Source organism: Pseudomonas sp. PS01298 (assembly GCF_029959745.1).
In the GTDB taxonomy this organism is placed as follows: domain Bacteria; phylum Pseudomonadota; class Gammaproteobacteria; order Pseudomonadales; family Pseudomonadaceae; genus Aquipseudomonas; species Aquipseudomonas aylmerensis.
In genome coordinates this window covers 71,599-93,327 of the sequence record NZ_JASCPP010000009.1, presented here as the reverse complement: position 1 = coordinate 93,327, position 21,729 = coordinate 71,599, and the positions used below count along the sequence as shown (strand labels likewise).

The following is a 21,729-nucleotide window of genomic DNA, read 5'->3' as shown; positions in this document are numbered from 1 at the left end:
TGCGATGCAGACAACTCGGTGTATCGGGTGTACCGAGGCGACGCCATCGCAGGCAAGCTCCGACAAAAAGCAGCAGCACTGAAATGGGGCCGGGATTAACCGGCGCCAGGCAGGTACAATAACCGCCCCCTTTTGTTACGGCCCTTGTCATGACTGACCCCATACGCCTCTCCAAACGCCTTATCGAACTGGTCGGTTGCTCCCGTCGGGAGGCTGAGCTGTTTATCGAAGGCGGCTGGGTCTCGGTGGACGGCGAAGTGATCGACGAGCCGCAGTTCAAGGTCACCACGCAGAACGTCGAGCTGGATCCCGAAGCCAAGGCCACTGCGCCGGAGCCGGTGACCATCCTGCTGCACGCGCCTGCCGGCGTGGATGCCGAGACGGCATTGGCGTCGATCAGCGCCGAGACCTTGTCCGAAGAGCATCGCTTCGGCAAACGCCCGCTCAAGGGCCATTTCCTGCGCCTGAGCGCCAGCGCCGACCTGCAAGCCAAGGCCAGCGGGCTGCTGGTCTTCACCCAGGACTGGAAGATCCTGCGCAAGTTGACCGCCGATGCCGCCAAGATCGAGCAGGAATACGTGGTCGAGGTCGAAGGCGACATGGTTGCGCACGGCCTCAACCGCCTGAACCACGGCCTGACCTACAAAGGCAAAGAGCTGCCTGCCGTGAAAGCCAGCTGGCAGAACGAAAACCGCCTGCGCTTTGCCATGAAAAACCCGCAACCGGGCGTGATCGCCCTGTTCTGCGAAGCCGTTGGCCTGAAAGTCGTCGCCATCCGCCGCATCCGCATCGGCGGCGTGTCCATCGGCAAAGTGCCGGTTGGCCAATGGCGTTATATGTCCGGCAAAGAGAAGTTCTAAGCCGCGCACCTTTTCTCGATACCGCCTCACCCGGCGGTGTCCACCGTTGAAAACCAGGATTGCCCACCATGATTCACAATGACGTACTGCGCAGCGTGCGCTACATGCTCGATATCAGCGATAACAAGATGGTCGAGATCATCAAACTCGGCGGCATGGACGTGACCAAGGAAGACCTGCTGACCTACCTCAAGAAAGATGAGGAAGAAGGCTTTGTGTTCTGCCCGGATGAAGTCATGGCCCATTTCCTCGACGGCCTGGTGATTTTCAAGCGCGGCAAGGACGAAAGCCGTCCGCCGCAGCCGATCGAGACCCCGGTGACCAACAACATCATCCTCAAGAAGCTGCGCGTGGCCTTCGAGCTGAAGGAAGACGACATGCACGCCATCCTCAAGGCCGCCGAGTTCCCGGTGTCCAAGCCGGAGCTGAGCGCGCTGTTTCGCAAGTTCGGCCACACCAACTACCGCCCGTGCGGCGACCAGTTGCTGCGCAACTTCCTCAAGGGGCTGACGCTGCGCGTCAGAGCTTAAAAACAGCTACAAGCTTCAAGCGCCAAGAGCTTGCAGCTTGCCACTTGAGGCTTCAAAAATGAGTTACAGCGTCTCGCCCATCGGCTTTGTCCGCTCCTGTTTCAAGGAGAAGTTCGCCATCCCGCGCCAGCCGCAACTGGCGCCTGCCGCACGGGGCGTGCTGGAATTGGTCGCGCCATTCGACCAGGGTGAGGCGGTGCAGGGGCTGGAGCAGGTCAGCCACGTGTGGCTGTTGTTCCTGTTTCACCAGGCACTGGAAGACAAGCCGCGCCTCAAGGTGCGCCCGCCGCGCCTGGGCGGCAACACGTCCATGGGCGTATTTGCCACCCGCGCGACGCATCGGCCCAACGGCATTGGTCAATCGGTGGTCAAGCTGGACAGGGTCGAACCGGGCAGGCTGTGGATTTCCGGGCTCGATTTGCTCGATGGCACGCCGGTATTGGATATCAAGCCGTATGTGCCCTATGCCGACATCATCGACACGGCCACCAACCACATCGCCAGCAGCGCGCCGCCGCTGATTACGGTGCAGTGGCTGAAGACCGCCTTGCATCAGGCACAAGGCCACGCCCAGCGCCTTGACGAGCCGTTGGTGGCGCTGATCGAGCAGTGTCTGGCCCAGGATCCGCGGCCGGCGTATCAAACCCCGGGGCCGGAGCGTGAATATGGCGCGCAGTTCTGGGATGTGGATGTGCGCTGGCACTACCCCGAGGCCGGGATGATTTGCGTGCTGGAAGTGGTTGCGGCCCAGTAAACCGCAGTCATGAAAAAGCCCGCGCTGCCTTCAGGCAACGCGGGCTTTTCTTTTTACTGTAGGAGCTGGCTCCTACACGGATTACTTCTCGACGAAGGCACGTTCGATCAAGTAGTCACCCGGCTCACGCATGCGTGGCGAAACCTTCAGGCCGAAGCTGTTCAGCACTTCGCTGGTCTCATCCAACATGCTCGGGCTGCCGCACAGCATGGCGCGGTCGTCCTCGGGGTTGATCGGAGGCAGGCCGATGTCGCTGAACAGCTTGCCGCTGCGCATCAGGTCGGTCAGGCGGCCTTCGTTCTCGAACGGCTCGCGGGTAACGGTCGGGTAGTAGATCAGCTTGTCACGCAGCGCTTCGCCGAAGAATTCGTTCTGCGGCAGGTGTTCGGTGATGAACTCGCGGTAGGCGACTTCATTGACGTAACGCACGCCGTGGCACAGGATCACTTTTTCGAAACGCTCGTAGGTTTCCGGGTCCTGGATCACGCTCATGAACGGCGCCAGGCCAGTACCGGTGCTGAGCAGGTACAGGTGTTTGCCCGGCTTCAAATCGTCAAGCACCAGGGTGCCTGTCGGTTTTTTGCTGATGATGATCTCGTCGCCTTCCTTCAAGTGCTGCAATTGGGAAGTCAGCGGGCCATCGGGCACCTTGATGCTGAAGAACTCCAGATGCTCTTCCCAGTTCGGGCTGGCAATCGAGTAAGCGCGCATGAGCGGGCGGCCGTTGGGCTGTTGCAGGCCGATCATCACGAACTGACCGTTCTCGAAGCGCAGGCCCGGATCGCGGGTGCACTTGAAGCTGAACAGAGTGTCGTTCCAGTGATGAACACTGAGGACACGCTCGTGGTTCATGTTGCTCATGTACGGGGGACTCCTGGAAATGGGTCTGCGCCAAATGATAGGTGCGCAATTGCACAGCATTCTAATGGCGGCGACAATATCTGTTAACTGGATTATTAAGATAAGGGTTATCGGTTATATCGATATGCGATTTACTCTCCGTCAACTGCAAGTCTTCGTCGCCGTCGCCCAGCAGGAAAGCGTCTCGCGCGCTGCTGGCCTTCTGGCCTTATCGCAATCCGCCGCCAGCACCTCGATCACCGAGCTGGAGCGCCAATCCAGCTGCCAATTATTCGACCGCGCCGGTAAGCGCCTGAGTCTCAACGCCTTGGGTCACCAGCTGTTACCCCAGGCGGTGGCGCTGCTGGACCAGGCCAAGGAGATCGAGGACCTGCTCAACGGCAAGTCCGGCTTCGGCTCGCTGGCGGTGGGCGCCACCCTGACCATCGGCAATTACCTGGCCACGTTGCTGATCGGCAGCTTCATGCAACAGCACCCCGAGAGCCAGGTGAAGCTGCATGTGCAGAACACTGCACATATCGTGCACCAGGTGGCGCACTACGAAATTGACCTGGGTCTAATCGAAGGCGACTGCAGCCACCCGGACATCGAAGTACAAACCTGGGTAGAAGATGAGTTGGTGGTGTTTTGCGCGCCGCAGCATCACCTGGCCAAGCGCGGTGTGGCGAGCATGGACGAGCTGACCCACGAAGCCTGGATCCTGCGCGAACAAGGCTCAGGTACGCGCCTGACGTTCGACCAAGCCATGCGCCATCACCGCAGCGCGCTGAATATCCGCCTGGAGCTGGAACATACCGAGGCGATCAAGCGGGCGGTGGAGTCGGGATTGGGGATTGGCTGCATCTCTCGCCTGGCGCTGCGCGACGCATTCCGCCGCGGCAGCCTGGTGCCGGTGGAAACCCCGGACCTGGACCTGGCCCGGCAGTTCTACTTCATCTGGCATAAACAGAAGTACCAGACCTCGGCGATGCGCGAATTCCTCGAGCTGTGCCGCGCCTTCACCGCAGGGGTTCAGCGCAGCGACGAGATCGTGCTGCCGAGCATTGCCTGAGGGTTAGATCAGGATCACGGCCCACACCAGCGTGATCATGGTCAGCGCTACAAATTGCGCGGCGCTGCCCATGTCCTTGGCGTTTTTCGACAACGGGTGGCGGTCGAGGGAAATACGGTCGATGGCCGCCTCTACGGCCGAGTTGAGCAATTCGACGATCAGAGCCAGCAGGCACACCGCGATCAGCAACGCCCGCTCCACCCGGCTGACGTGCAGGAAAAAGCTCAGCGGGATCAGGATAACGTTGAGCAGCACCAACTGACGGAAGGCCGCCTCGCCAGTGAACGCCGCGCGCAGGCCATCCAGGGAGTAACCCCCAGCATTGAAGATACGTTTGATACCGGTTTGACCCTTGAAAGGCGACATAGACGTAGGCAACTGAACCAAAGAAGTGGGGAAACTAGATCACGCCAAGTCAAAAAAGCGTGAATCGCTGACAGCTTAGTGCTGCGAAATTGACTCAAGTTGTTGCAAGAGCAGCGCCGCCTGGGTGCGTGTACGCACTCCCAACTTGCGGAAGATCGCCGTCACATGGGCCTTGATCGTCGCTTCGGACACGCTCAGCTCGAAGGCAATCTGCTTGTTCAACAAGCCTTCGCAGACCATGGTCAGCACGCGGAACTGCTGGGGTGTGAGGCTGGCCAGGCCATCGCGGGCGGCCTTGGCTTCATCGGACACGTTGATTTCTTCAAACGCCTGTGGCGGCCAGGACACATCGCCATCCAATACGGTGCGTACTGCTTTCTGGATATCTTCCATCGAGCTGGACTTGGGAATGAAACCGCTGGCGCCAAACTCCTTGGAGCGCACCACCACATCGGCTTCTTCCTGGGCCGAAACCATCACCACGGGAATCTGCGGGTATTGCCCGCGCAGCAGCACCAGCCCGGAGAAACCGTAGGCACCCGGCATGTTCAGGTCGAGCAGCACCAGGTCCCAGTCGGATTTTTCGGTGAGGCGGGCTTCCAGTTCGGCAATGCTGGCCACTTCGACCAAGCGTACGTCAGGGCCCAGGCCCAGGGTGACGGCTTGATGCAGCGCACTGCGAAACAGCGGGTGGTCATCGGCTATCAGGATTTCGTATGTGGCCATTGATTAAATGATCCTGTTTTTTATGGCAGCCCTGATGGGTTCAGGGTTCACCAAGACACAAGGCGACAGCCAGGCAGCCGACGCCACAGGGTACGTTCAACGTCAAAAGCACTTGGAACGACGTCGAAAATTCACGGTTGCACCCCAATCGGCGCCCAGCATGCCCAGCGCAGCCTGGGGGGTCAAGCACTACGCCCGCGGGCATTTTAGCGGGGCGCGGGTTTACGGTGCCATCATGCAAACGTCGTCTGGTTATACCGCAGGTATATAAGGTGCCAGACGAGTATGGACGATGTCGGTCGGGTCCAGGGGCAGCTGGAACTTGGCGGCCAGGTAATGGCTGCTGAAGACGTCGAGGTAGGCGTCCAGCACTTCGCTGGCGGCGCCATCGTCGGCCAACTCAAGGCACAAGGCCGCGACTTCGGCGGTGCAGAAATGGTCATCGCGCTTGGAGCGACGCAGTTTGTAGCGCGAGAGCTGCTCGGGCGCCAGGCTCAATACCGGCAAATGCTCCAGGTACGGGCTTTTGCGGAACATCTTGCGCGCTTCGCTCCACGTGCCATCCAGCAGGATGAACAACGGGCGCTTGCCCTCCTCCACCGCCACTGCGCTGACGACGCGCTCGGGCGCGACAAATTCGCCGGGGAATACGATATAGGGTTGCCACTGCGGGTCAGCCAGCAAGGTGAGCAAATCCGGGTCGACTTCAGTGCGCGACCAGGCAAACGCCGTGGTGTCGTCGATCACATCGGCAATCAGCCAGCCGGTGTTGCTGGGCTTCATCGGCTCGACATCATGCATCAACAGGCACATCGCCGACCTGGCCGCGACCTTGGGTCGCCAGGCGCACAGGCAATACTCGGGGATCACGCGGCAGCCGGGGCAGCGTTCGGCCCGCGAGCCACGGTTCAGAAACGGCCTGACGGCCCGCGCAAGGCGCTGGGTACGCAGGCGGGAAACGGCGTGGCTCATTGGGTGGGCCGTAAAGAGGGGTAGATCGACACGGAAAAACTCGTGGAAGACTGAAGTGGCCGCAGTTTACCAGCGATGCGCCTGGCTGTAGTGGCAACGGCTCACCTATAATTGCGCGCCACTGAACGCACAGCGCAGTGGCTGGTCTATGCACCAGTAACCGAATCAGGAGAGTTTCATGCTGCGTTCCATGCTGCGTCTTGCCGCCCCTTCCATCGCCCTTGCGCTGGTATTGCCCGTGGGCGCCCAGGCAGCCTCGCTGCTGGAGGCCCAAATGAACCGGAAGCTGCAAAGCGTCGCGGCCGAAAGCAACAAGGACCTGCCCCGGGAAATCGACGAAAAAACCCTGGAAGTGGCCTACACCGTTGAAGGTATGCAACTGATCGATCACTTGAGCGTGTTGCCCGACCGCGCCGAACAGATGCGTGCCAACCCCAAGGCGGTGTATTTCCAACTGGGCCAGAGCGTGTGCCTGAACAAAGGCTACCGCGAGCTGATGGCCAAGGGCGCGGTAATGCGCTACGAAATCACCGAGAACAAGACCAACCGTCCTGTGGCATCGGTGAAGTTCGTGGAAGCGGACTGCCCGGCACCGGCTGCCGCCAAGAAGAAAAAGTAACCCTTGCCTGCCCCCAGCGCGCTGCTTTTCGGTGGCGCGCACTCCCCCCCCCGCGTCAACTCCCTTTACACGGCTAAACTTGCTGATGAGTGACCAATAAGCGGTTGCCAGCCAAGGGTTTTTCGGCCCATGATCAAGCTATCCCAACCGCCCGTCGACAACGGTTTCCACGCCGTTCTGTAACATTTTCAGGGCAAAAGAGGGTTGCCCTCCTGCGGCTTGCAGTGCAAAGGTTTTTAAATCACAAGGAACATACAGAGCCCATTTGCTACCTGGCGAACACGTGCAATGCATTGGGTATGCAGCGACACATGCAGTGTCGTGGCCCCCGGACGAATCTCTCGTCGATGGCCCGGTCTCTGTGAAGAAGGAGAAGTTGAATGCCTTACGAACCGAATGACCGCCTGCTCCGTCATTTTGAAGAAAACGGGACCGACCTTACACAACAGGTCGAAGCACAACTCCAACTGGTCGCTCCCAACAGCCCGAACATTCCCCTGTATCGCGACATGATCCTGACCGTGCTGCGCATGGCCCAGGATGACCGCAACCGTTGGAACGCCAAGATAACCTTGCAAGCCATCCGCGAGCTGGACCATGCCTTCCGTGTACTGGAACAGTTCAAGGGCCGGCGCAAGGTCACGGTGTTTGGCTCGGCCCGTACCCCGGTGGAAAGCCCGCTGTACGCGCTGGCCCGGGAAGTGGGCGCGGCCCTGGCACGCTCGGACCTGATGGTGATCACGGGCGGCGGCGGCGGCATCATGGCGGCAGCTCATGAAGGTGCCGGCCTGGAACACAGCTTGGGCTTCAATATCACCCTGCCGTTTGAACAGCATGCCAACCCGACCATCGATGGCACCGAGAACCTGCTGTCGTTCCACTTCTTCTTTACCCGCAAGCTGTTCTTCGTCAAGGAAGCCGATGCGTTGGTGTTGTGCCCGGGTGGTTTCGGCACCCTGGATGAAGCCCTGGAAGTACTGACCCTGATCCAGACCGGTAAGAGCCCACTGGTGCCCGTGGTATTGCTGGATGCACCCGGAGGCGGCTTTTGGCAGGGCGCCCTGGACTTCATCCGCAGCCAGCTGGAAGCCAATCGCTATATCCTGCCGACTGACCTCAAGCTGGTGCGGCTGGTCTACAGCGCCGAAGAGGCGGTGGAAGAGATCAATCAGTTTTATGCCAACTTCCACTCCACACGCTGGCTGAAACGCGAGTTTGTGGTGCGCATGAATCACCCGCTCAGTGATCGAGCGTTGGCCCATTTGCAAAGCGAGTTTGCCAGCCTGCGATTGAGTGGGGAGTTCCAGCAACTTGCCTACACGGGCGAGGAGCATGACGAGCCAAGGTTCAGCCATCTGACGCGGTTGGTGTTCAACTTCAATGGCCGCGATCAGGGCCGGTTGCGAGAGTTGGTGGATTACATCAACTTGCCGGAGAACTGGGCACAGGCTCAGGGGAAGGCGCAGCAGCGATTGGCGCCGGAGCCGGCTTGATTTTTTGAAGGAACGACAAAAGGCCCACTATTTTCATAGCGGGCCTTTTGGGGGGATCATTTTGGGCGGGTGGAGGGGATTGGTGCTGCTTCGCAGCCCAACGCGGGGCAAGCCCGCTCGCCACAGAAGCCCGATTGCCATAGACGCCCTTTTGCCACAGACGCCCGTTTGCCATGGGAGACGGAGTATCAGAGCAGGCGAGGCACCAAGGTGTCAGTCGTCCATGGCCTTACCGCTGAGCAAGCGGCTGATCATGTCCATCGAAAACCCGCGATAACTGAGGAAGCGCCCTTGCTTCGCGCGCTCTTTGGCATCGATGGGAAGATGGCCCGAGAATTTGCGACGCCAAGTGTCTTCCAGTTGCGACTGCCAACTGATCCCGCACTCTCGCAGGGCCAGGTCAATATCCGCGCGTTGCAGGCCTCGCTGGCTCAGTTCCTCACGAATGCGCGCCGGGCCGTAGCCCGAGCGGGCTCGGTAGGATACAAAGCTTTCAAGGTAACGGGACTCGGAAAGCAGCCCCTCTTCCGTCAACCGGTCGAGGGCGGTTTCGATCATCTCAGGCTCCGCACCGCGCTGACGCAGCTTACGCGTCAGCTCGACTCGACCATGCTCGCGACGAGCGAGCAGGTCCATCGCAGTGCGCCGAACGGCGACGAGTGTATCCAGTACAACTGTCATCGTTTGCTTCAGATGTCAGTGTCGACTTCTTCTACTTCTTCAACCGGCTCACGGTTGGCGGCAGCTTTCACGTCTGGCGCTGCAGTCAGCAGCTTGTCGCGAATCTGCTTCTCAAGCGTGGCGGCGATATCCGGGTTGTCCGCCAGGAACTTGGCCGAGTTGGCCTTGCCTTGGCCGATCTTGCTGCCGTTATAGGCATACCAGGCACCGGACTTCTCGACGAAGCCGTGCAGCACGCCCAGGTCGATCATCTCGCCGTTCAGGTAGATACCCTTGCCGTAGAGAATCTGGAACTCGGCCTGACGGAAAGGCGGGGCCACTTTGTTCTTCACGACTTTAACGCGGGTTTCGCTACCCACCACCTCGTCACCTTCTTTCACCGCGCCAGTACGACGGATGTCCAGACGGACCGAAGCGTAGAACTTCAACGCGTTACCACCGGTGGTGGTTTCCGGGCTGCCGAACATCACGCCGATCTTCATACGGATCTGGTTGATGAAGATCACCAGGCAGTTGGCGTTCTTGATGTTACCGGTGATTTTACGCAGCGCCTGGGACATCAGACGGGCTTGCAGGCCCACGTGCATGTCGCCCATTTCGCCTTCGATCTCGGCCTTCGGCACCAGGGCAGCCACGGAGTCGACCACGATCACGTCGATGGCGTTGGAGCGCACCAGCATGTCGGTGATTTCCAGGGCTTGCTCACCGGTGTCCGGCTGGGAAACCAGCAGGTCGTCAACGTTGACGCCCAGCTTGCCGGCGTATTCAGGATCCAGGGCGTGCTCGGCGTCGACGAACGCGCAGGTCGCGCCCATTTTTTGCGCCTGGGCAATCACCGACAGGGTCAGGGTGGTTTTACCGGAAGATTCAGGACCGTAGATTTCAACGATACGGCCTTTTGGCAGGCCGCCAATGCCGAGCGCGATGTCCAGACCCAGAGAGCCAGTGGAAATAGCCGGGATCGCCTGACGGTCGTGATCGCCCATACGCATTACGGCACCCTTGCCGAATTGACGTTCGATCTGACCCAGGGCCGCAGCCAAGGCTTTCTTCTTGTTGTCGTCCATTAAAGTCCTCACGTAATCAATAAGGCCTGACGGCCAACACCTGTATAAGTAGACAGTATTGTTCCACAAAGATCAGAGATCGCCTACCCCTGATTGTCTATTTCTGCTGCAGCTCGTCGCATCAAGCCTTCAAGGGCGGCCTTTACCGTCTGTCGGCGGACTTCGTCGCGACTGCCAGGGAAGTGCGCAAGCTCGGCCGTAACCTCGTCACCCACGCCAAACGCGAGCCACACCGTGCCCACCGGTTTGTCCGGCGAACCGCCATCCGGCCCGGCCACTCCACTCACCGCCACGGCGAACCGCGCCAGGCTTTTTTCCTGAGCGCCGCGCACCATCGCTTCGACCACTTCCTGGCTGACCGCACCGACCTTGGGAAATAACGCCTCGGGCACATTCAACTGACGGGTTTTCTGACGGTTGGAATAGGTGACATACCCTGCCTCGAACCACGCCGAACTGCCGGGAATCCGCGTGATCGCCTCGGCGATACCGCCACCGGTGCAGGATTCGGCCGTGGTGACGTGCGCATTGAGTACCTGCAAGCGGCGACCCAGTTCAGCGGCAAGTTGAGTGATTTCCTTCACAGTCGTCTCCAGAAGTGGGTGGGGGTTTGCCTACCCTACAGCAGCAAATCGCGCATGCAAGCGACAGACTGGATCAAGAGATTAGCGGGCGACGGCGCGCACATACGCCTGGCAGGCGCGCAAGGCAATCAGGGCGTTATCACCGTCGTCGGTGATGCCGATAATTCGCTGAGCATGCGCCGGGTCAAGTCGGGCTCGCGCGGCTGCATGAACCACGCCGCCGGCGGTGGCGGTGGCTGGCACTGGACAGCCACTGGAGGCGTCGAGAAGGACTGACAACCGCACATCAGCAGTGGCCAGGCGATCACGCAGAGCTGCCTGATGACGTTGGGCATCGCTCAATTCCCGGGCATGTTGTTGGTCACTGGCACTGAGCTGTTGCTCCAGGGCCAGCCGTTTGTCCTGTTCAGCCTGTTGTTGCTGCAAGATTGCCTGTGCCTGCAGTGCCGACAAGCGTTCAATCTGCACCCCGTACCGCCATGCCTGCACCTGCCAGACAACAGCCACCAGCAGGCAGATACCGATCAGGCGGCACACGCCTAAGACACGCATAACACCGCCTTGGCGCGCGCCCACAGGCGCAAACGGTCCTCCAGCCCATTGAGCCCACCGTTGATACGCCGTGTGATGGTGGTGAACTGGTCGTGATCCGCCAGCTCGTTCAGGCCGTTGCTCTGCCAGAACCAGGCGGCCGATTCGACCGCCCATTGCGGCTGCTCCAACAATGTCGGTTCCCGCAACAGACGATCGTCGCCGAACAGTGCCTGGCTACAGGCCAGGTAGTTGCGACGGCCAGTGATCTGGATCAGCCCCCGCCCCCGGTACAGTTGGCCGTCACCATCCGCTTCGGGCGTGTTGCCCAGGCGCACGGCCAATGCACCGGTATCGTACTTGCTCAAATACGCGTCACTGCCCAGTTCGCGCATGTAGTGCAATTCGCCGGACTCGTGGCCGATCTGGGCGAGAAAGGCGGCAGCGCGCTGCACGCTGTTGATCTGGTACCGGATAAAGGCGGCATTGAAAGCCGCTAAAAAAATGCCCGCTACACGGCGGGCTCCAGGCATGATCTGAATCAATTGAGGCTGAGTTATCACCACCACGTTCACCTTCAAAGGTCCTTACGTAGACAAACCACCGGCCGTGATCGTGCTGCGATAGCCCTTTACCGGGTCCCCCGCATTGATCACCTTGGTTATCGACCACTGGCCTTGCATATACGCCGGCCAGGTTTCATCCAGGCGCAGCAGCCCTTCGGCAGCCACCAACGGGTTACCAGGGCAATCAATCACCATCTCCAGCCCCTCTCGCCCGACGCGACGCAGTTCACCTTCAGCGACCGCACGCGCTTCCTCTTCGTTCTGGCAACGCTGGCGCAGGGTCTTGAAAGGCGCGACCCCGACCTCGACCACGTGCTGTTTGCCACCGGCAACATCCCACCAGGTGACACGGCTGCCCATGTATTTGGAGCGGGTTTTATCGTTGAGCGTGGCCGTTATGAAGGCCTGGTCACCGGGACGGTTATCCTGGGTCACGGACAACTTCACCTCCGGCAATTGTTTAAGGGACACCGATTTGACTTGCCCCGCTTCGGCCAGCACATACAGCTCGTTGAACGGCTTCGTCACCGCGTGGTAGCGACTGGCCAGTCGCGTGATAAACGCCATGTCGCTTTCATTGGATTGGTCGATATGAGCAATCGCAATACCCTCCAGCGACGGCGCCACACGCGGCGAAAAACCATGCCGGCCGACCAATTGCCGAAACAGTGCTCCCAGGGTCGTAGGCCCGTAACTGGCAGAGCGCCGCTGACGGTAGCCGCGCGGGTCGCCCACGCTGAAAGGTGCGGCCGTCGCGACGATCATCAGGCGCATGGGAAACAGGACGGGGGTACGTTGGGTAATCACGAACTCGCCCTTCTCTACCAGTCCCGACTCTGAGTAACCGACGCGCATGCCGATCTTGCCGCTCAAGCTCGGCAGACCTTCAAGGTCTTCGATATTGAGCGTCAGCTCCAGCCGGTCAGACTCGATACCCGCCGCGTCGGTGTGACTCCAGCTCATGATCCGTTGATTAAGTAATGCCGCATTGGCGCCGTAAAACTCCACGATCGGCGTAAATCCCTGAGCCATAAAACCTCCTCAATCCCACGCCAGGACAGGCCGCAACGCAGCCGGCCGTGATTGCATCTCCGGCACGATTACCCACACGCCTGCCGGTAGCACCGGGCCGTACTCGGCAAGATCCGGGTTCAAGCGCCACAGGGTCTCTTCAGCCACATCGTCGCAACGCCCCAACTCACGGTAGAGCAGCAGATTGACCGAATCACCGGCGATACTTCGCACTCTACGCATTGACGAATTCCTCCAGTTCAAGGATCCAAGTCATGACCATGGCGGTGCCGTCATCAATCACATTGCTCTGGTTTTCCTGCACCGAATTGATACGCCACAGGCCCCAGTTGCGGCCGATCCCATCCACCAGAGGAAAAGGCGCCCGCTTGTTTTGCAGCGCGCGCAGTTCATCCAGTCGCTGCATGCCTATGCCGTACATGGCGGCGCCGGTAAACGTGAGTTTTTCCAGCTTCTGTCCGCTTTGCCGCGACTGCGGCTTGCTGGCGATAATCGCCAGGTCGCTCCAGCCGCCGTCGCTGCCACGGGACAACGTGGAGTAGGCAAACCCTCGGGAAAGGCCAAAGATAAAGTCGCCCAGTACCATTTGCTGTCGCATCAATCACCTCCTGGGTCGGTCAGTGCCGCGTTGCGCCGGATCCCCAGCGAGTCGGTGAGCATTGGCACGCATTGAAATTGCAGGGCCTGGATCACTTGATTGGCCACTTGCTGGGCGTCTGCCGGGTTGACACCGGTGATCTGGATACTCGGGGCAATCGAAACTTGAACGTTGTCGGCGCGAGCGCTGTTGAGCTCTTTGCCGACCGCGTTCGGCGGCGGCAGGCGGTCACTCGAACCGAACAGTTTTTCACCCAGCCAGGCGCCTGCCTCACTGCCCAATAAGCCACCCAGGGCCCCGCCGACCAAGGTGCCTGCGCCGGGGAAGACCAGAGTGCCAATTGCCGCGCCGGCAGAAGCGCCCGCCCAGGCACCGCCGGCCGTACTCAGGCCGGTGCCGATGGCTTTGGCGTCACCGTTGCGTACGCCCTGAATCACGTCCAGGGTGGCTTCGGCGGTTCTCAATGGCGCCAGCCGTCGAATGCCGGTGGATCCAAGCGTGGCAAAGGCATCGTTCAGGGCACCCGAAGATAGGTTTAGCCGCGATAACGTTGGTGCTGCAACGCTTGCCCCGGCAAAGGATTGAAAGCTTTGCGTGGTCGCACCCGGTTGAATGCCTGGTGGCGAAGCAACCAAGGCCTGGCGTTTTTTTCCGAACGGGTTCGTTAGGCCTGAACCACGCCAACCCCGATTTTTGATACTTTTGGCGCCCTTAGTGATTAGGTCAAAGGTCAAATCAATCGTTTTTTCAGCAGCTTTGCTTTTCAACGCGTCCCATAACTCGCCTCCAACCGCCTTGGCCGCGCTCGCAAGATCACCATCAGCGGGCTTCTTGGGCTCATCTTTCAATGCGCTCGTGGCAACATCAGCCGCCTTGGGCACCAGAGAGTCGCCATTGATGGACAAGGTGCTGTTAAGCGTCTTCAGCGTCTCGCGCAGTCGCACTTGCTCCTGGATCAAGGCGTTGATGTCCACGCTGAGGGTGACCAACGCGGAGCGCAGTTCGAACGGCAGCTGCGAGGCCGCCTCCAGGCTTACAGGTGCCGCAGCACTTGTGGAAAACGGTGCCAGCACATTGCCTAGATCGGCCTCGCCGAACATCCAGCGAAAGTCCTCCTGGGCGAGCCTGAGCCCATATTTAGTCTCTTGCATCCCGCTCTACTCCTGTTTAACGCCAAGGCGAGTCATCGCGATGTCGTAGCGGCGCAATGCTTTTGCGGCATCCCAATCGAGGATCTCCGCTTCATTTACCGAGTAAACCAGCGGCACCACATCGAGGATCACTTCGATGTCGCGTTGCGAAAGAAGGCCGCCGGTTGATTTAAAAAATGGTCGATGCGCTCCTGCAATTCGGTCCAGTCGGGCACGGTCAGGCCGGCGAGATCGGGGATCATCAAGCCGCTGCAATGCGCGGTGATGAATTCGGCGCGCTCCTTGTTGGTGGCGAGTTTCTTCATCACCTTGGTGGCACGCAGGGCGGGCATTTCCAAGACCAGTTCAGTCAGGGGGCGGCCCGCTGCGTCGAGGGGCAGCAACAGCTGGACGGGCTGGTCGTGGGTCGATTCCGTTTGTTCGCCAAGGAAGAATGACGCCGGACGAGTCGACATCTCGTGTACGTATTGGGCGATGGTCACGTAGTCCGGTCGCTTGAGTTGGTCGAGCTCTTTTTCCGACAGGCCGGTGGCGAGTTTCGCCAGTTCGAAGAACTGGTCATCCTCGTCATCACCGGCCCGGGCCAGCGCGTCTTTTTGCGCGGCGTAGTACAGCGGTTTGAGTTGAACCTGCTGGATCGTCGCGCCGGTATCGGCGGTGATCGGGGACAGCAGGACATGCAGCGGTGGCATCCAGGCCATGGGGCAATTCCTTGTTTAAACGATGTTGAAAGCAGCGCAAATCTAAAGCTGCGCGCGGTCAATGTGGGAGCTGGCTTGCCTGCGATGGCAACAGCTCGGTGCACCAGGCACACCGAGCCGCCTGCATCGCGAGCAAGCCCGGCGCCCACATCGGCTGTGTCCACTTCAGGTCACGGTAGCCCTTACGGCATCAATACAGCGCGGCGCGCGTCGCCGAGGATGTCGACGCCGTTGAGCACGAACTTCTGGGTGCGCACGTCGATGTCGATCACCGAAATACCGTTTTCCAAGCGGTTGTAAGTACGGCAGGACAGCTCCAGGGTGGTGGTGGCCTTGGTATTCATCACCATCGCCGCCTCGCTCAAGGATTTGAGCTTGCCGCCAACGGTGTGGTAGGTGAAATAGGTCTTGCCGTCCTGGTCCTGGCCGGCTTCACGCACATTGAGCAGGATGTCATCGCCCAGGCGCACGCCCAGTGCCAGCATGATTTCCGGGCCGGCGCCCTGCAGGATCAAGGTGGCGGTCAACGGCTTGCCGCTCTTGGCCATTTCCTCGGCAATAAAGCGTCCGCCGGTCATCAGTTCCATTTCGAACTCGATCTTCGGCGGCGTGAACGAGTCCACCGTCGCGGACAACGGCAGGCCTTGAAGGGTGGCCGCAATGGCCTGTCTGACTCGATTGGTAAACATTAGAGAACGTCCTCCAGGAACTGCTCGATGATTTCATCGCGGGCATTGAGTTGATAAATCATGTGTTCGTTCGGCGCGTAGCGGCCGTAGTCGATAACGATGTACCAGGTGCCGTTCTTGTACTTCTCGACACTGTTCAATTCCGGGTGCAGGTACACGCTGCCACCGGGGATTGTTTCGTCGGCGACCAGGGTTTGCAGCCAGTCGTTGATGCGCTTGACCTCCTGGTCCATGAAAGACTTGGTGAGGTTCTTGGCCATGGCTTTCTGGCCGGCCTTGACCAGCTTGCGGCTGATCGCATCTTCAAGGCCCACGTAGCTGATGAACTTGCCGGTGATCGAGCGGTTGCCCAGCAGCGAGAAGCCGCCAAGGATGGTGCGCGCGTAGTAGCTCACGCCGTAGCGGTTGAGCAGGTCGCCCTCGGTGGAGGTGTCGAGGATGTTGTACTCGACCACGCGGGACACGTCCTCGGCAAACGTCACCTGATTGCCCGGGCTTTCCCACTGCTTGACCTTCGCCAACGCGGCGATAGCCAGGGACGAGGGGGCGAGAAACACGTTTTTCTTCGCCGCCTTGGAGTACACCGACGGCATGTTGTGCACCAGCAGGCACCGGTCGAAACCGAGGTCGGCACCGCCCAGTTCGCCGCTGTAGGTCACCTGGTCAGCCACTGCTGCGTCCTTGCCATCCAGCACCACGCGGGCCTTGATGCGCTTGCCGAACGCGGCAAACTCGCCGGCCACGGCCTTGGTGCCGGTGAAGCCCGGGGCACCGATGATGGTCAGGTCTTCCGGCACATTCGCCAGTGCCGCCAGGCCCAACTTGCGACCGGTGATCGGCTCGTCACCGCCAATCACGTTGTTGAGGGTGTCGGCCGGTGTCGCGCCCTCCTCCACGATCACCACGTACACCGGTACCTTCACCACTTTGAGGATCTGGTAGACGGCGTGAAACAGCGTGCCCGACTCAGCACCGGTGGGGTCCAGCAGCGCCTGGGTGGTGAAGCTGTTGATGCGCAACGGCGCGTTCTTGGGGATCGACGCATGCGCATTCGGCGCAGTGCCGACCAGGCCGATCACGTTGTCGCCAAGGCCACCCATGGCCTCGGGGGATTCAGTGGCATTGACGGTGATGCCGTTGTGCTCGAAGTTCAAAACCTCAGCCATGATTAGTCAGCCTTCTTGGTAGTGGCCTTTTTGGCCGGGATGGTTTGCTGCGCAGCAAGGACGCTGGTGAGTTCCAGGCGGCCGGCGGTGCGCAGGGCGGATGCTTCGACGTCCAGCAGTTCCAGTTGCTGGCCGGCGGTGGACCAATGGCCGGCGCCGGTGGGGAAAGGGATGAGGACGGTGTAGGTTTGGCGGTTTGCCATGTGGGGTAATCTCCAGGCGAAAAAAAAACCGCGGAGGGCGGTTTGGGGGGCAGTTGAGGTTTAATCGGTGTGGTCGGCGAGCCAGTCCGGGGGGGCCGGACGCTTTTGCAACGTGGGAAAATCCGCAGACTGTGGCCAGTCACGCAGCAACTGCAGGTAGTTCAGCAACGCCGTGAACGGCTCTGCTTCCAGCGTCGTTGGAATGCCCAATTCCAGCTGATCGCGATGCCGATCGCGCAGACCGGTCGCGGTCACCAACTGCCGATCTCGCCACGCACGCTCTTTAGCGGCCATTTGCTCAATGCTCAGCCCTGGTGGATCAATGGCGACCGGGGCACCCAGCTCATCTGCAGCAATAATTTTTCCGGCAGCGTTTTGAGCGCGAAGCTCAGCGTGGCGCGCATGGGTGATTTCCTGGCAGGCCCTATCAGATGGCTGCATGCCGGGCAGATAAAATCCGCCCGTTTCTGCGCAATAAAAAATGCTCATGGTTATTTCCCGATTCCGATAACGAACATATCGCGGTTGTTGGCTACTGCCGAGACGATGTCTTGCCTGTCCAGGATGACCGTGGTTTTAGTCAGATTTCGATACTGTGCGGAGATACCATCGTCGACACGGGCAAGTGACGAGTGCACCGCGCCGGAAATGGCATAACACGCATCGGGCCAGGCAAGTGGCCAGGTCAGTGTGGTGAACTGGTCAGCCGCCAGGGATGCGCGGCCGTATTGAATCAGCAGGCCGCCGAGCCATGTTGGAAACAGGACGTATCCACTGGCTGCGGTGAAGTTCATTGCAAAGCCGAAGCGCATTTTTTTCGGGGTGACGATTGTGGCGTCATCGACCCCAGCGTCGGCTTGGGGTTGGGTGGCTGTCTTTGCCGTGCCTTGATTGGTTTCGGTTGCCTGTGAAGCGAGTACCGAAACGTCGATGGTTCCTTGATTGACCGGTGCGTTCCAGGCCTTGATGCACCACATGACTGCCAGGTTGCGAGGGCGGGTGACGCCGAAATTATTACCTTCGGCAGCCAACGTGCCCCCACTACCCGCAACGCCTCCATATGCGGCACCTGGGTAGTCAGAAGGGTTGGCGATGTCCAACCCGAACGATGTTCGGGCATTCGATTCAGGCGTGACACTTGCGTTATATAGACCGGTAACAGTGACTGTTGTGATCGTCGAATCTACCGTTTGCAGGCTGCCTTTTTGTGCAGTCCCAATATCTCGCCCTGCGTCGATCCCACGCCCATGATCCCAGCCACGCAGGAATTCCCCACGCGATTCAGGCAGCCGAAAGAAGCCTGCTGCTTCGCTACCGGTATTGAACGTGGTGCCAAGATACCTGGCCAGGTCCGGATAGGCGGCGATGCTTTGCACACTGCCGTCCAGTTCCAGATACCCCGGTGGTACAGCTGCTTTGGGGAAAGGAACAATGGAGCCGACTGGAACAGCAGACTTCAGTGCATCAAGTTCACTGACCAGCGCGGCAATGTCGATATTTCCCTGATTGATGGGGGCGTTCCAGGCTTTGATGCACCACATCACCGCGAGGTTGCGCGGGCGGGTTTCAGACTCCACCCGTGGCGTACCATGCACATCATCGCTGACAATGAATCCACCGGTCAGTGACCAGCTATCGACTGAAACAACTGTGGCGTCCCAGTCCAATGCAATTGCCGGAGTTGTGCCACCAGCGCCGTTGAAACACGGCACCCCACGCAGATCTTTAAATCGAGCGGAGTCATGTTTCGAATAGGCGATCGAACCAGCAGGAGTGAACCCCTGGAATGCATCGAGTGGAGGGGAGCCGATCATTCGCCCAGCATCAACCCCCCGCCCATGATCCCAACCCCGCAAAAACTCCCCACGCGACTCCGGCAGCCGGAAATTCCCCGCCCCTTCATCCCCCTTATTGAACGCCGTACCCAGACACTTCGCCAAATCGGGATATGCCGACGCACTCTTCACGCTACCGTCAATTTCCAGGAACCCAACCGGGACCTTGTCGACTGGAAACGCAACCATAGAACCCACCGGCAGCGCCGACGACTGAGCAATCAGCGTCTCAATCTCAGCCTTGGTATAAGTCCCCTCAGCCAGCTGCCTGCCCAGATAATCCATCACCCAAGCCCGAGTCGCCTTCACCACCGTGTCATCAATCAACAACGTCACAATCGCCGCGTTACTCGTCTCGAAGATCGAGCGAATATAAAACTCTTTGCCCGAGCCCGACGTCGCCAACACCGGCTTATACGACTCCGGATATTTGACGATGGCATACAAGATTCCGGTGTCCGTCCACAGCCCGGCTTCGCGCACATACCAGCCGCCGACATCCGATGGAATGGTGACTTCGGCCATCAGCCAGTTGGCGTTTTTCTCGTCCTGGAACAGCGCATTCAGCGGTCCGCGCCAGACTTCGCGTTTCAGCGCTTTTGCGCTGGCATCGGGGTTGTAGACGGCGCCGTTGCCGTCGCCGACGGAAATCTGCGCCAGTTTGATCGGCACGCCAGCCGCCTTGCAGGCGGTTTCGTAGGCGATCCCCGCATTCGTGAGCAGGGTGTAATAGTCAGCCATTTAGTGCTCCTGTGGATAAAGGGTGGTGGTTTCGACGCTGTACAGACCGGCCGCCATAAAGGCGCGGCCCGCGGCCTCGACGCCAGCCAGCACGCTTGGGTAGATCGTGGTGAGTTCGCCGCACAGCGTGGCGGCGCCAATGACATGGCGACCGAAAGCACTCAGGCCCACCGAGATCGACAGGATGTCGCGCTCGCTTTTGGCATCGGCCAAGCGGCGGTCGAGTCGGGCATCAATGGTTTCGCTGTAGGGCAAATCGGTCCAGGCGCGTACGGCAAAGCTGTAGGGCACACCCGATGGTTTCTGTTCGTACCAGGCGCGCACTTCGGGGCTCAGTTGCAAGCCCTTGGCCGCATTTTCCAGGGCCTGGCGGGTGCCGGCCTGTCGCGCGGTGGGCCAGGCAAGTTTGACGGTCAGGCGCTTCTCCGCCTCGGGGGCCGTGGTGCTCCATTCGTTCACCGCGCGGTCCGCTGCCAGGTAGGGCAAGAACGCCGAAGGCGTGTGATCCGGGTCCATCAACTGTGGGAAAGGCGGCGTGACCCGCTCCAGCAAATAGCCGAACCCCAGGTCCAGAGCTTTCTCAAGCGGTGAGCTGTTGGCGGGCAACAAGCTCGCTTTGGGTTCAGTCATAGCGTGCGCACCTCCACCTCGACGCCCGTGCAGTACGGGGCCTGGAATGCCGTGCTGATAATCGGCTGCAGCGGTTCGAGGATTTGCAGCTGCGCGGCGCCGGCACTGTGGATGGCGTAGTCGATCCAGCTTGGGTCGACGCGCCCTTCCAGGCGATGGCAGGAGTCGGCATAGGTTTGCAGCAGCTGTTGTGCAGCCACTTGGGTCAGGCCCGAATCCGGACCGGCATTGATCTTGGCCACCACGCGAATCTTGTAGTGTTGAATCTGTGCACCTTGGACCGTGACGAGGTCAGTTTCCGGTCGCACATCGGGCCGTGCGAAATGTCGACGCACACCGTCAAGCAAATCGGCAGAAGCACTGCCATCACCCTCCCTGGACAGCACGGTGACCATCACTTCGCCAGGCGCGGTGCGTCGTGCGTTTCCGTCCTTGACCTGGGCCGCATACCCGTCCGGATCAAAGGTGTAGCTGACGGTCACCACGCCAGGGGTGGCGCTTTGCACCTTCACCGCCGGCCGCTCGCCGAGGGTGAACACCTCACGGCGATACTGCATGCGCGAGCCTGCTGCCGGCGCATGGGGCGCCAGGTAATAGCGCAGGCGGGCATCATCATCGCTTTCCAGGGTCGGCGGCACGGGCGGGAACGCGGCGGGATCGCCTGGATCGAGCACCTGGCGCTCAAGGCCCATGTCCGCCAGGCGTGCATCCAGGTTACTGCCGGTCGCCCACCACGCCAGCATCTGCTTGATGCGGGCGTTGTACTTGCGTTCATGGGTTTGCAAGCGCACGCAAAACGCTTCCAGGGCCAGGGTCAGCAGTTCGCTTTCATTGTCGAGGCTGACCTTGAGCTTGGCCGCGCTTTGCGGTGCTCGGGTGGCGACATAGTCGACGACAAACGCCTTGAACTCGGCGAGCAACGGCTCGAACGCGTCGACCGTGATAATCGCCGGTTCCGCCAATTGGTTCTGGCCTGGGATCAACATGCTCATGTCACGACCTCAAAAGTCTGTTGGCGGTTTTTCCAGCTGCCGGCAAAACGCAGCAGCAGGCCGGCGCCCTGGCGAGTGGCGACGATGACCTGGGGTTGGAAGTCGGCGATGCCGTTCTGAGGGTTGAAAAAGGCTTGGGCGGCATGGCTTTGGGCGAGGAGCAAGAGGTCATCGCCGAGGTTCTGGCCGAGCAGTTGCGGGACCATCGAGCCGTACAACGGGCGCTTCTGGCGTGTCCCCACGGGGGTGGTCAGCGCTCGGGTGGCGCGCTGTACAAATTGCAGCCAGTCATCCACGGCTGCCCCGGTGTTCCTGTCGATTCCGATCATG

General features: G+C 60.2%; 29 protein-coding genes. 6 read left to right on the top strand and 23 right to left on the bottom strand.

What is annotated here, in order from left to right:
* The first annotated feature begins 149 nt into the window (after positions 1-149).
* From QMX97_RS06575 to tsaA, 3 genes are all read left to right on the top strand, one after another.
* Positions 150-860 carry an rRNA pseudouridine synthase gene (locus QMX97_RS06575; protein WP_065903263.1) on the top strand — a complete coding sequence of 237 codons (711 nt, stop codon included), beginning with the start codon at positions 150-152 and terminating at the stop codon, positions 858-860.
* A 68-nt stretch (positions 861-928) separates the two neighbouring features.
* Positions 929-1,390, top strand: coding sequence for a DUF1456 family protein (locus QMX97_RS06570; protein WP_043048901.1), 462 nt, complete (start codon positions 929-931; stop codon positions 1,388-1,390).
* A 58-nt stretch (positions 1,391-1,448) separates the two neighbouring features.
* Positions 1,449-2,144, top strand: a complete 696-nt coding sequence (gene tsaA, locus QMX97_RS06565) for a tRNA (N6-threonylcarbamoyladenosine(37)-N6)-methyltransferase TrmO (RefSeq protein WP_201143634.1) — start codon at positions 1,449-1,451, stop codon at positions 2,142-2,144.
* Between the two features lie 81 nt (positions 2,145-2,225).
* Here the strand turns inward: tsaA and fpr are convergent, their stop codons facing one another.
* Complete coding sequence (fpr, locus tag QMX97_RS06560; RefSeq protein ID WP_003189055.1) at positions 2,226-3,005, bottom strand: ferredoxin-NADP reductase; 780 nt, start codon at positions 3,003-3,005, stop codon at positions 2,226-2,228.
* Positions 3,006-3,129: 124 nt separating this feature from the next.
* On the opposite strand from fpr, the gene QMX97_RS06555 reads away from it, so the two are divergent.
* On the top strand, positions 3,130-4,056 hold the full coding sequence (locus QMX97_RS06555; RefSeq protein WP_010212678.1) for a LysR family transcriptional regulator: 927 nt from the start codon (positions 3,130-3,132) through the stop codon (positions 4,054-4,056).
* A gap of 3 nt (positions 4,057-4,059) precedes the next feature.
* Here the strand turns inward: QMX97_RS06555 and QMX97_RS06550 are convergent, their stop codons facing one another.
* From QMX97_RS06550 to QMX97_RS06540, 3 genes are all read right to left on the bottom strand, one after another.
* Complete coding sequence (locus tag QMX97_RS06550; protein WP_017137081.1) at positions 4,060-4,422, bottom strand: diacylglycerol kinase; 363 nt, start codon at positions 4,420-4,422, stop codon at positions 4,060-4,062.
* 75 nt (positions 4,423-4,497) lie between these two features.
* Positions 4,498-5,148 carry a response regulator transcription factor ErdR gene (erdR, locus tag QMX97_RS06545; RefSeq protein WP_065903269.1) on the bottom strand — a complete coding sequence of 217 codons (651 nt, stop codon included), beginning with the start codon at positions 5,146-5,148 and terminating at the stop codon, positions 4,498-4,500.
* A 252-nt stretch (positions 5,149-5,400) separates the two neighbouring features.
* Positions 5,401-6,120 (bottom strand): tRNA-uridine aminocarboxypropyltransferase, encoded by a 720-nt coding sequence (locus QMX97_RS06540; protein ID WP_201143633.1) that lies wholly within the window; start codon positions 6,118-6,120, stop codon positions 5,401-5,403.
* Positions 6,121-6,298: 178 nt separating this feature from the next.
* Here QMX97_RS06540 and QMX97_RS06535 point away from each other — a divergent pair, with 178 nt between their 5' ends.
* Positions 6,299-6,739: a PA3611 family quorum-sensing-regulated virulence factor gene (locus tag QMX97_RS06535; protein WP_065903274.1), complete on the top strand. Its 441-nt coding sequence runs from the start codon at positions 6,299-6,301 to the stop codon at positions 6,737-6,739.
* Between the two features lie 380 nt (positions 6,740-7,119).
* Positions 7,120-8,232, top strand: coding sequence for a TIGR00730 family Rossman fold protein (locus QMX97_RS06530; protein ID WP_120447754.1), 1,113 nt, complete (start codon positions 7,120-7,122; stop codon positions 8,230-8,232).
* Between the two features lie 213 nt (positions 8,233-8,445).
* Here the strand turns inward: QMX97_RS06530 and recX are convergent, their stop codons facing one another.
* From recX to QMX97_RS06435, 19 genes are all read right to left on the bottom strand, one after another.
* A complete protein-coding gene (gene recX / locus QMX97_RS06525; RefSeq protein WP_065903279.1) occupies positions 8,446-8,913 on the bottom strand; it encodes a recombination regulator RecX in 468 nt (155 codons plus the stop codon).
* Between the two features lie 8 nt (positions 8,914-8,921).
* A complete protein-coding gene (recA, locus tag QMX97_RS06520; protein ID WP_010170065.1) occupies positions 8,922-9,980 on the bottom strand; it encodes a recombinase RecA in 1,059 nt (352 codons plus the stop codon).
* A gap of 83 nt (positions 9,981-10,063) precedes the next feature.
* Positions 10,064-10,564 (bottom strand): CinA family protein, encoded by a 501-nt coding sequence (locus tag QMX97_RS06515; protein ID WP_065903282.1) that lies wholly within the window; start codon positions 10,562-10,564, stop codon positions 10,064-10,066.
* Between the two features lie 81 nt (positions 10,565-10,645).
* The gene (locus tag QMX97_RS06510) at positions 10,646-11,116 is read right to left on the bottom strand and encodes a lysis system i-spanin subunit Rz (protein WP_282396539.1); all 471 of its coding nucleotides are present in this window, start codon (positions 11,114-11,116) and stop codon (positions 10,646-10,648) included.
* Positions 11,104-11,661: a glycoside hydrolase family 19 protein gene (locus QMX97_RS06505; RefSeq protein ID WP_282396538.1), complete on the bottom strand. Its 558-nt coding sequence runs from the start codon at positions 11,659-11,661 to the stop codon at positions 11,104-11,106. The genes QMX97_RS06510 and QMX97_RS06505 overlap by 13 nt, the downstream gene beginning before the upstream one ends.
* Positions 11,662-11,682: 21 nt before the next feature.
* Positions 11,683-12,693, bottom strand: coding sequence for a contractile injection system protein, VgrG/Pvc8 family (locus tag QMX97_RS06500; RefSeq protein ID WP_282396537.1), 1,011 nt, complete (start codon positions 12,691-12,693; stop codon positions 11,683-11,685).
* Between the two features lie 9 nt (positions 12,694-12,702).
* On the bottom strand, positions 12,703-12,915 hold the full coding sequence (locus QMX97_RS06495; protein ID WP_065903295.1) for a tail protein X: 213 nt from the start codon (positions 12,913-12,915) through the stop codon (positions 12,703-12,705).
* A complete protein-coding gene (locus QMX97_RS06490; RefSeq protein ID WP_282396536.1) occupies positions 12,908-13,291 on the bottom strand; it encodes a phage tail protein in 384 nt (127 codons plus the stop codon). Before QMX97_RS06490 ends, QMX97_RS06495 begins: the two co-directional genes overlap by 8 nt.
* A complete protein-coding gene (locus QMX97_RS06485) occupies positions 13,291-14,442 on the bottom strand; it encodes a hypothetical protein (RefSeq protein WP_282396535.1) in 1,152 nt (383 codons plus the stop codon). The genes QMX97_RS06490 and QMX97_RS06485 overlap by 1 nt, the downstream gene beginning before the upstream one ends.
* Before the next feature lie 6 nt (positions 14,443-14,448).
* A complete protein-coding gene (locus QMX97_RS06480) occupies positions 14,449-14,574 on the bottom strand; it encodes a hypothetical protein (protein WP_034102430.1) in 126 nt (41 codons plus the stop codon).
* On the bottom strand, positions 14,571-15,143 hold the full coding sequence (locus tag QMX97_RS06475; protein WP_282396534.1) for a phage tail assembly protein: 573 nt from the start codon (positions 15,141-15,143) through the stop codon (positions 14,571-14,573). The genes QMX97_RS06480 and QMX97_RS06475 overlap by 4 nt, the downstream gene beginning before the upstream one ends.
* Before the next feature lie 182 nt (positions 15,144-15,325).
* Entirely contained in the window at positions 15,326-15,832 is a 507-nt protein-coding gene (locus QMX97_RS06470; protein ID WP_282396533.1) for a phage major tail tube protein, read from the bottom strand.
* The gene (locus QMX97_RS06465) at positions 15,832-16,998 is read right to left on the bottom strand and encodes a phage tail protein (RefSeq protein ID WP_065903306.1); all 1,167 of its coding nucleotides are present in this window, start codon (positions 16,996-16,998) and stop codon (positions 15,832-15,834) included. Before QMX97_RS06465 ends, QMX97_RS06470 begins: the two co-directional genes overlap by 1 nt.
* A 2-nt stretch (positions 16,999-17,000) precedes the next feature.
* Entirely contained in the window at positions 17,001-17,201 is a 201-nt protein-coding gene (locus QMX97_RS06460; protein ID WP_201143626.1) for a hypothetical protein, read from the bottom strand.
* 60 nt (positions 17,202-17,261) lie between these two features.
* Positions 17,262-17,690, bottom strand: a complete 429-nt coding sequence (locus tag QMX97_RS06455; protein ID WP_213554008.1) for a phage tail assembly chaperone — start codon at positions 17,688-17,690, stop codon at positions 17,262-17,264.
* A 2-nt stretch (positions 17,691-17,692) separates the two neighbouring features.
* The gene (locus QMX97_RS06450; RefSeq protein WP_282396532.1) at positions 17,693-19,777 is read right to left on the bottom strand and encodes a phage tail protein; all 2,085 of its coding nucleotides are present in this window, start codon (positions 19,775-19,777) and stop codon (positions 17,693-17,695) included.
* The gene (locus tag QMX97_RS06445; RefSeq protein WP_282396531.1) at positions 19,778-20,407 is read right to left on the bottom strand and encodes a phage tail protein I; all 630 of its coding nucleotides are present in this window, start codon (positions 20,405-20,407) and stop codon (positions 19,778-19,780) included. It lies immediately after the preceding gene.
* Positions 20,404-21,399, bottom strand: a complete 996-nt coding sequence (locus tag QMX97_RS06440) for a baseplate J/gp47 family protein (RefSeq protein WP_106805007.1) — start codon at positions 21,397-21,399, stop codon at positions 20,404-20,406. The genes QMX97_RS06445 and QMX97_RS06440 overlap by 4 nt, the downstream gene beginning before the upstream one ends.
* On the bottom strand, positions 21,396-21,728 hold the full coding sequence (locus QMX97_RS06435) for a phage baseplate protein (protein WP_065903317.1): 333 nt from the start codon (positions 21,726-21,728) through the stop codon (positions 21,396-21,398). The genes QMX97_RS06440 and QMX97_RS06435 overlap by 4 nt, the downstream gene beginning before the upstream one ends.
* Position 21,729: the final 1 nt, after the last annotated feature.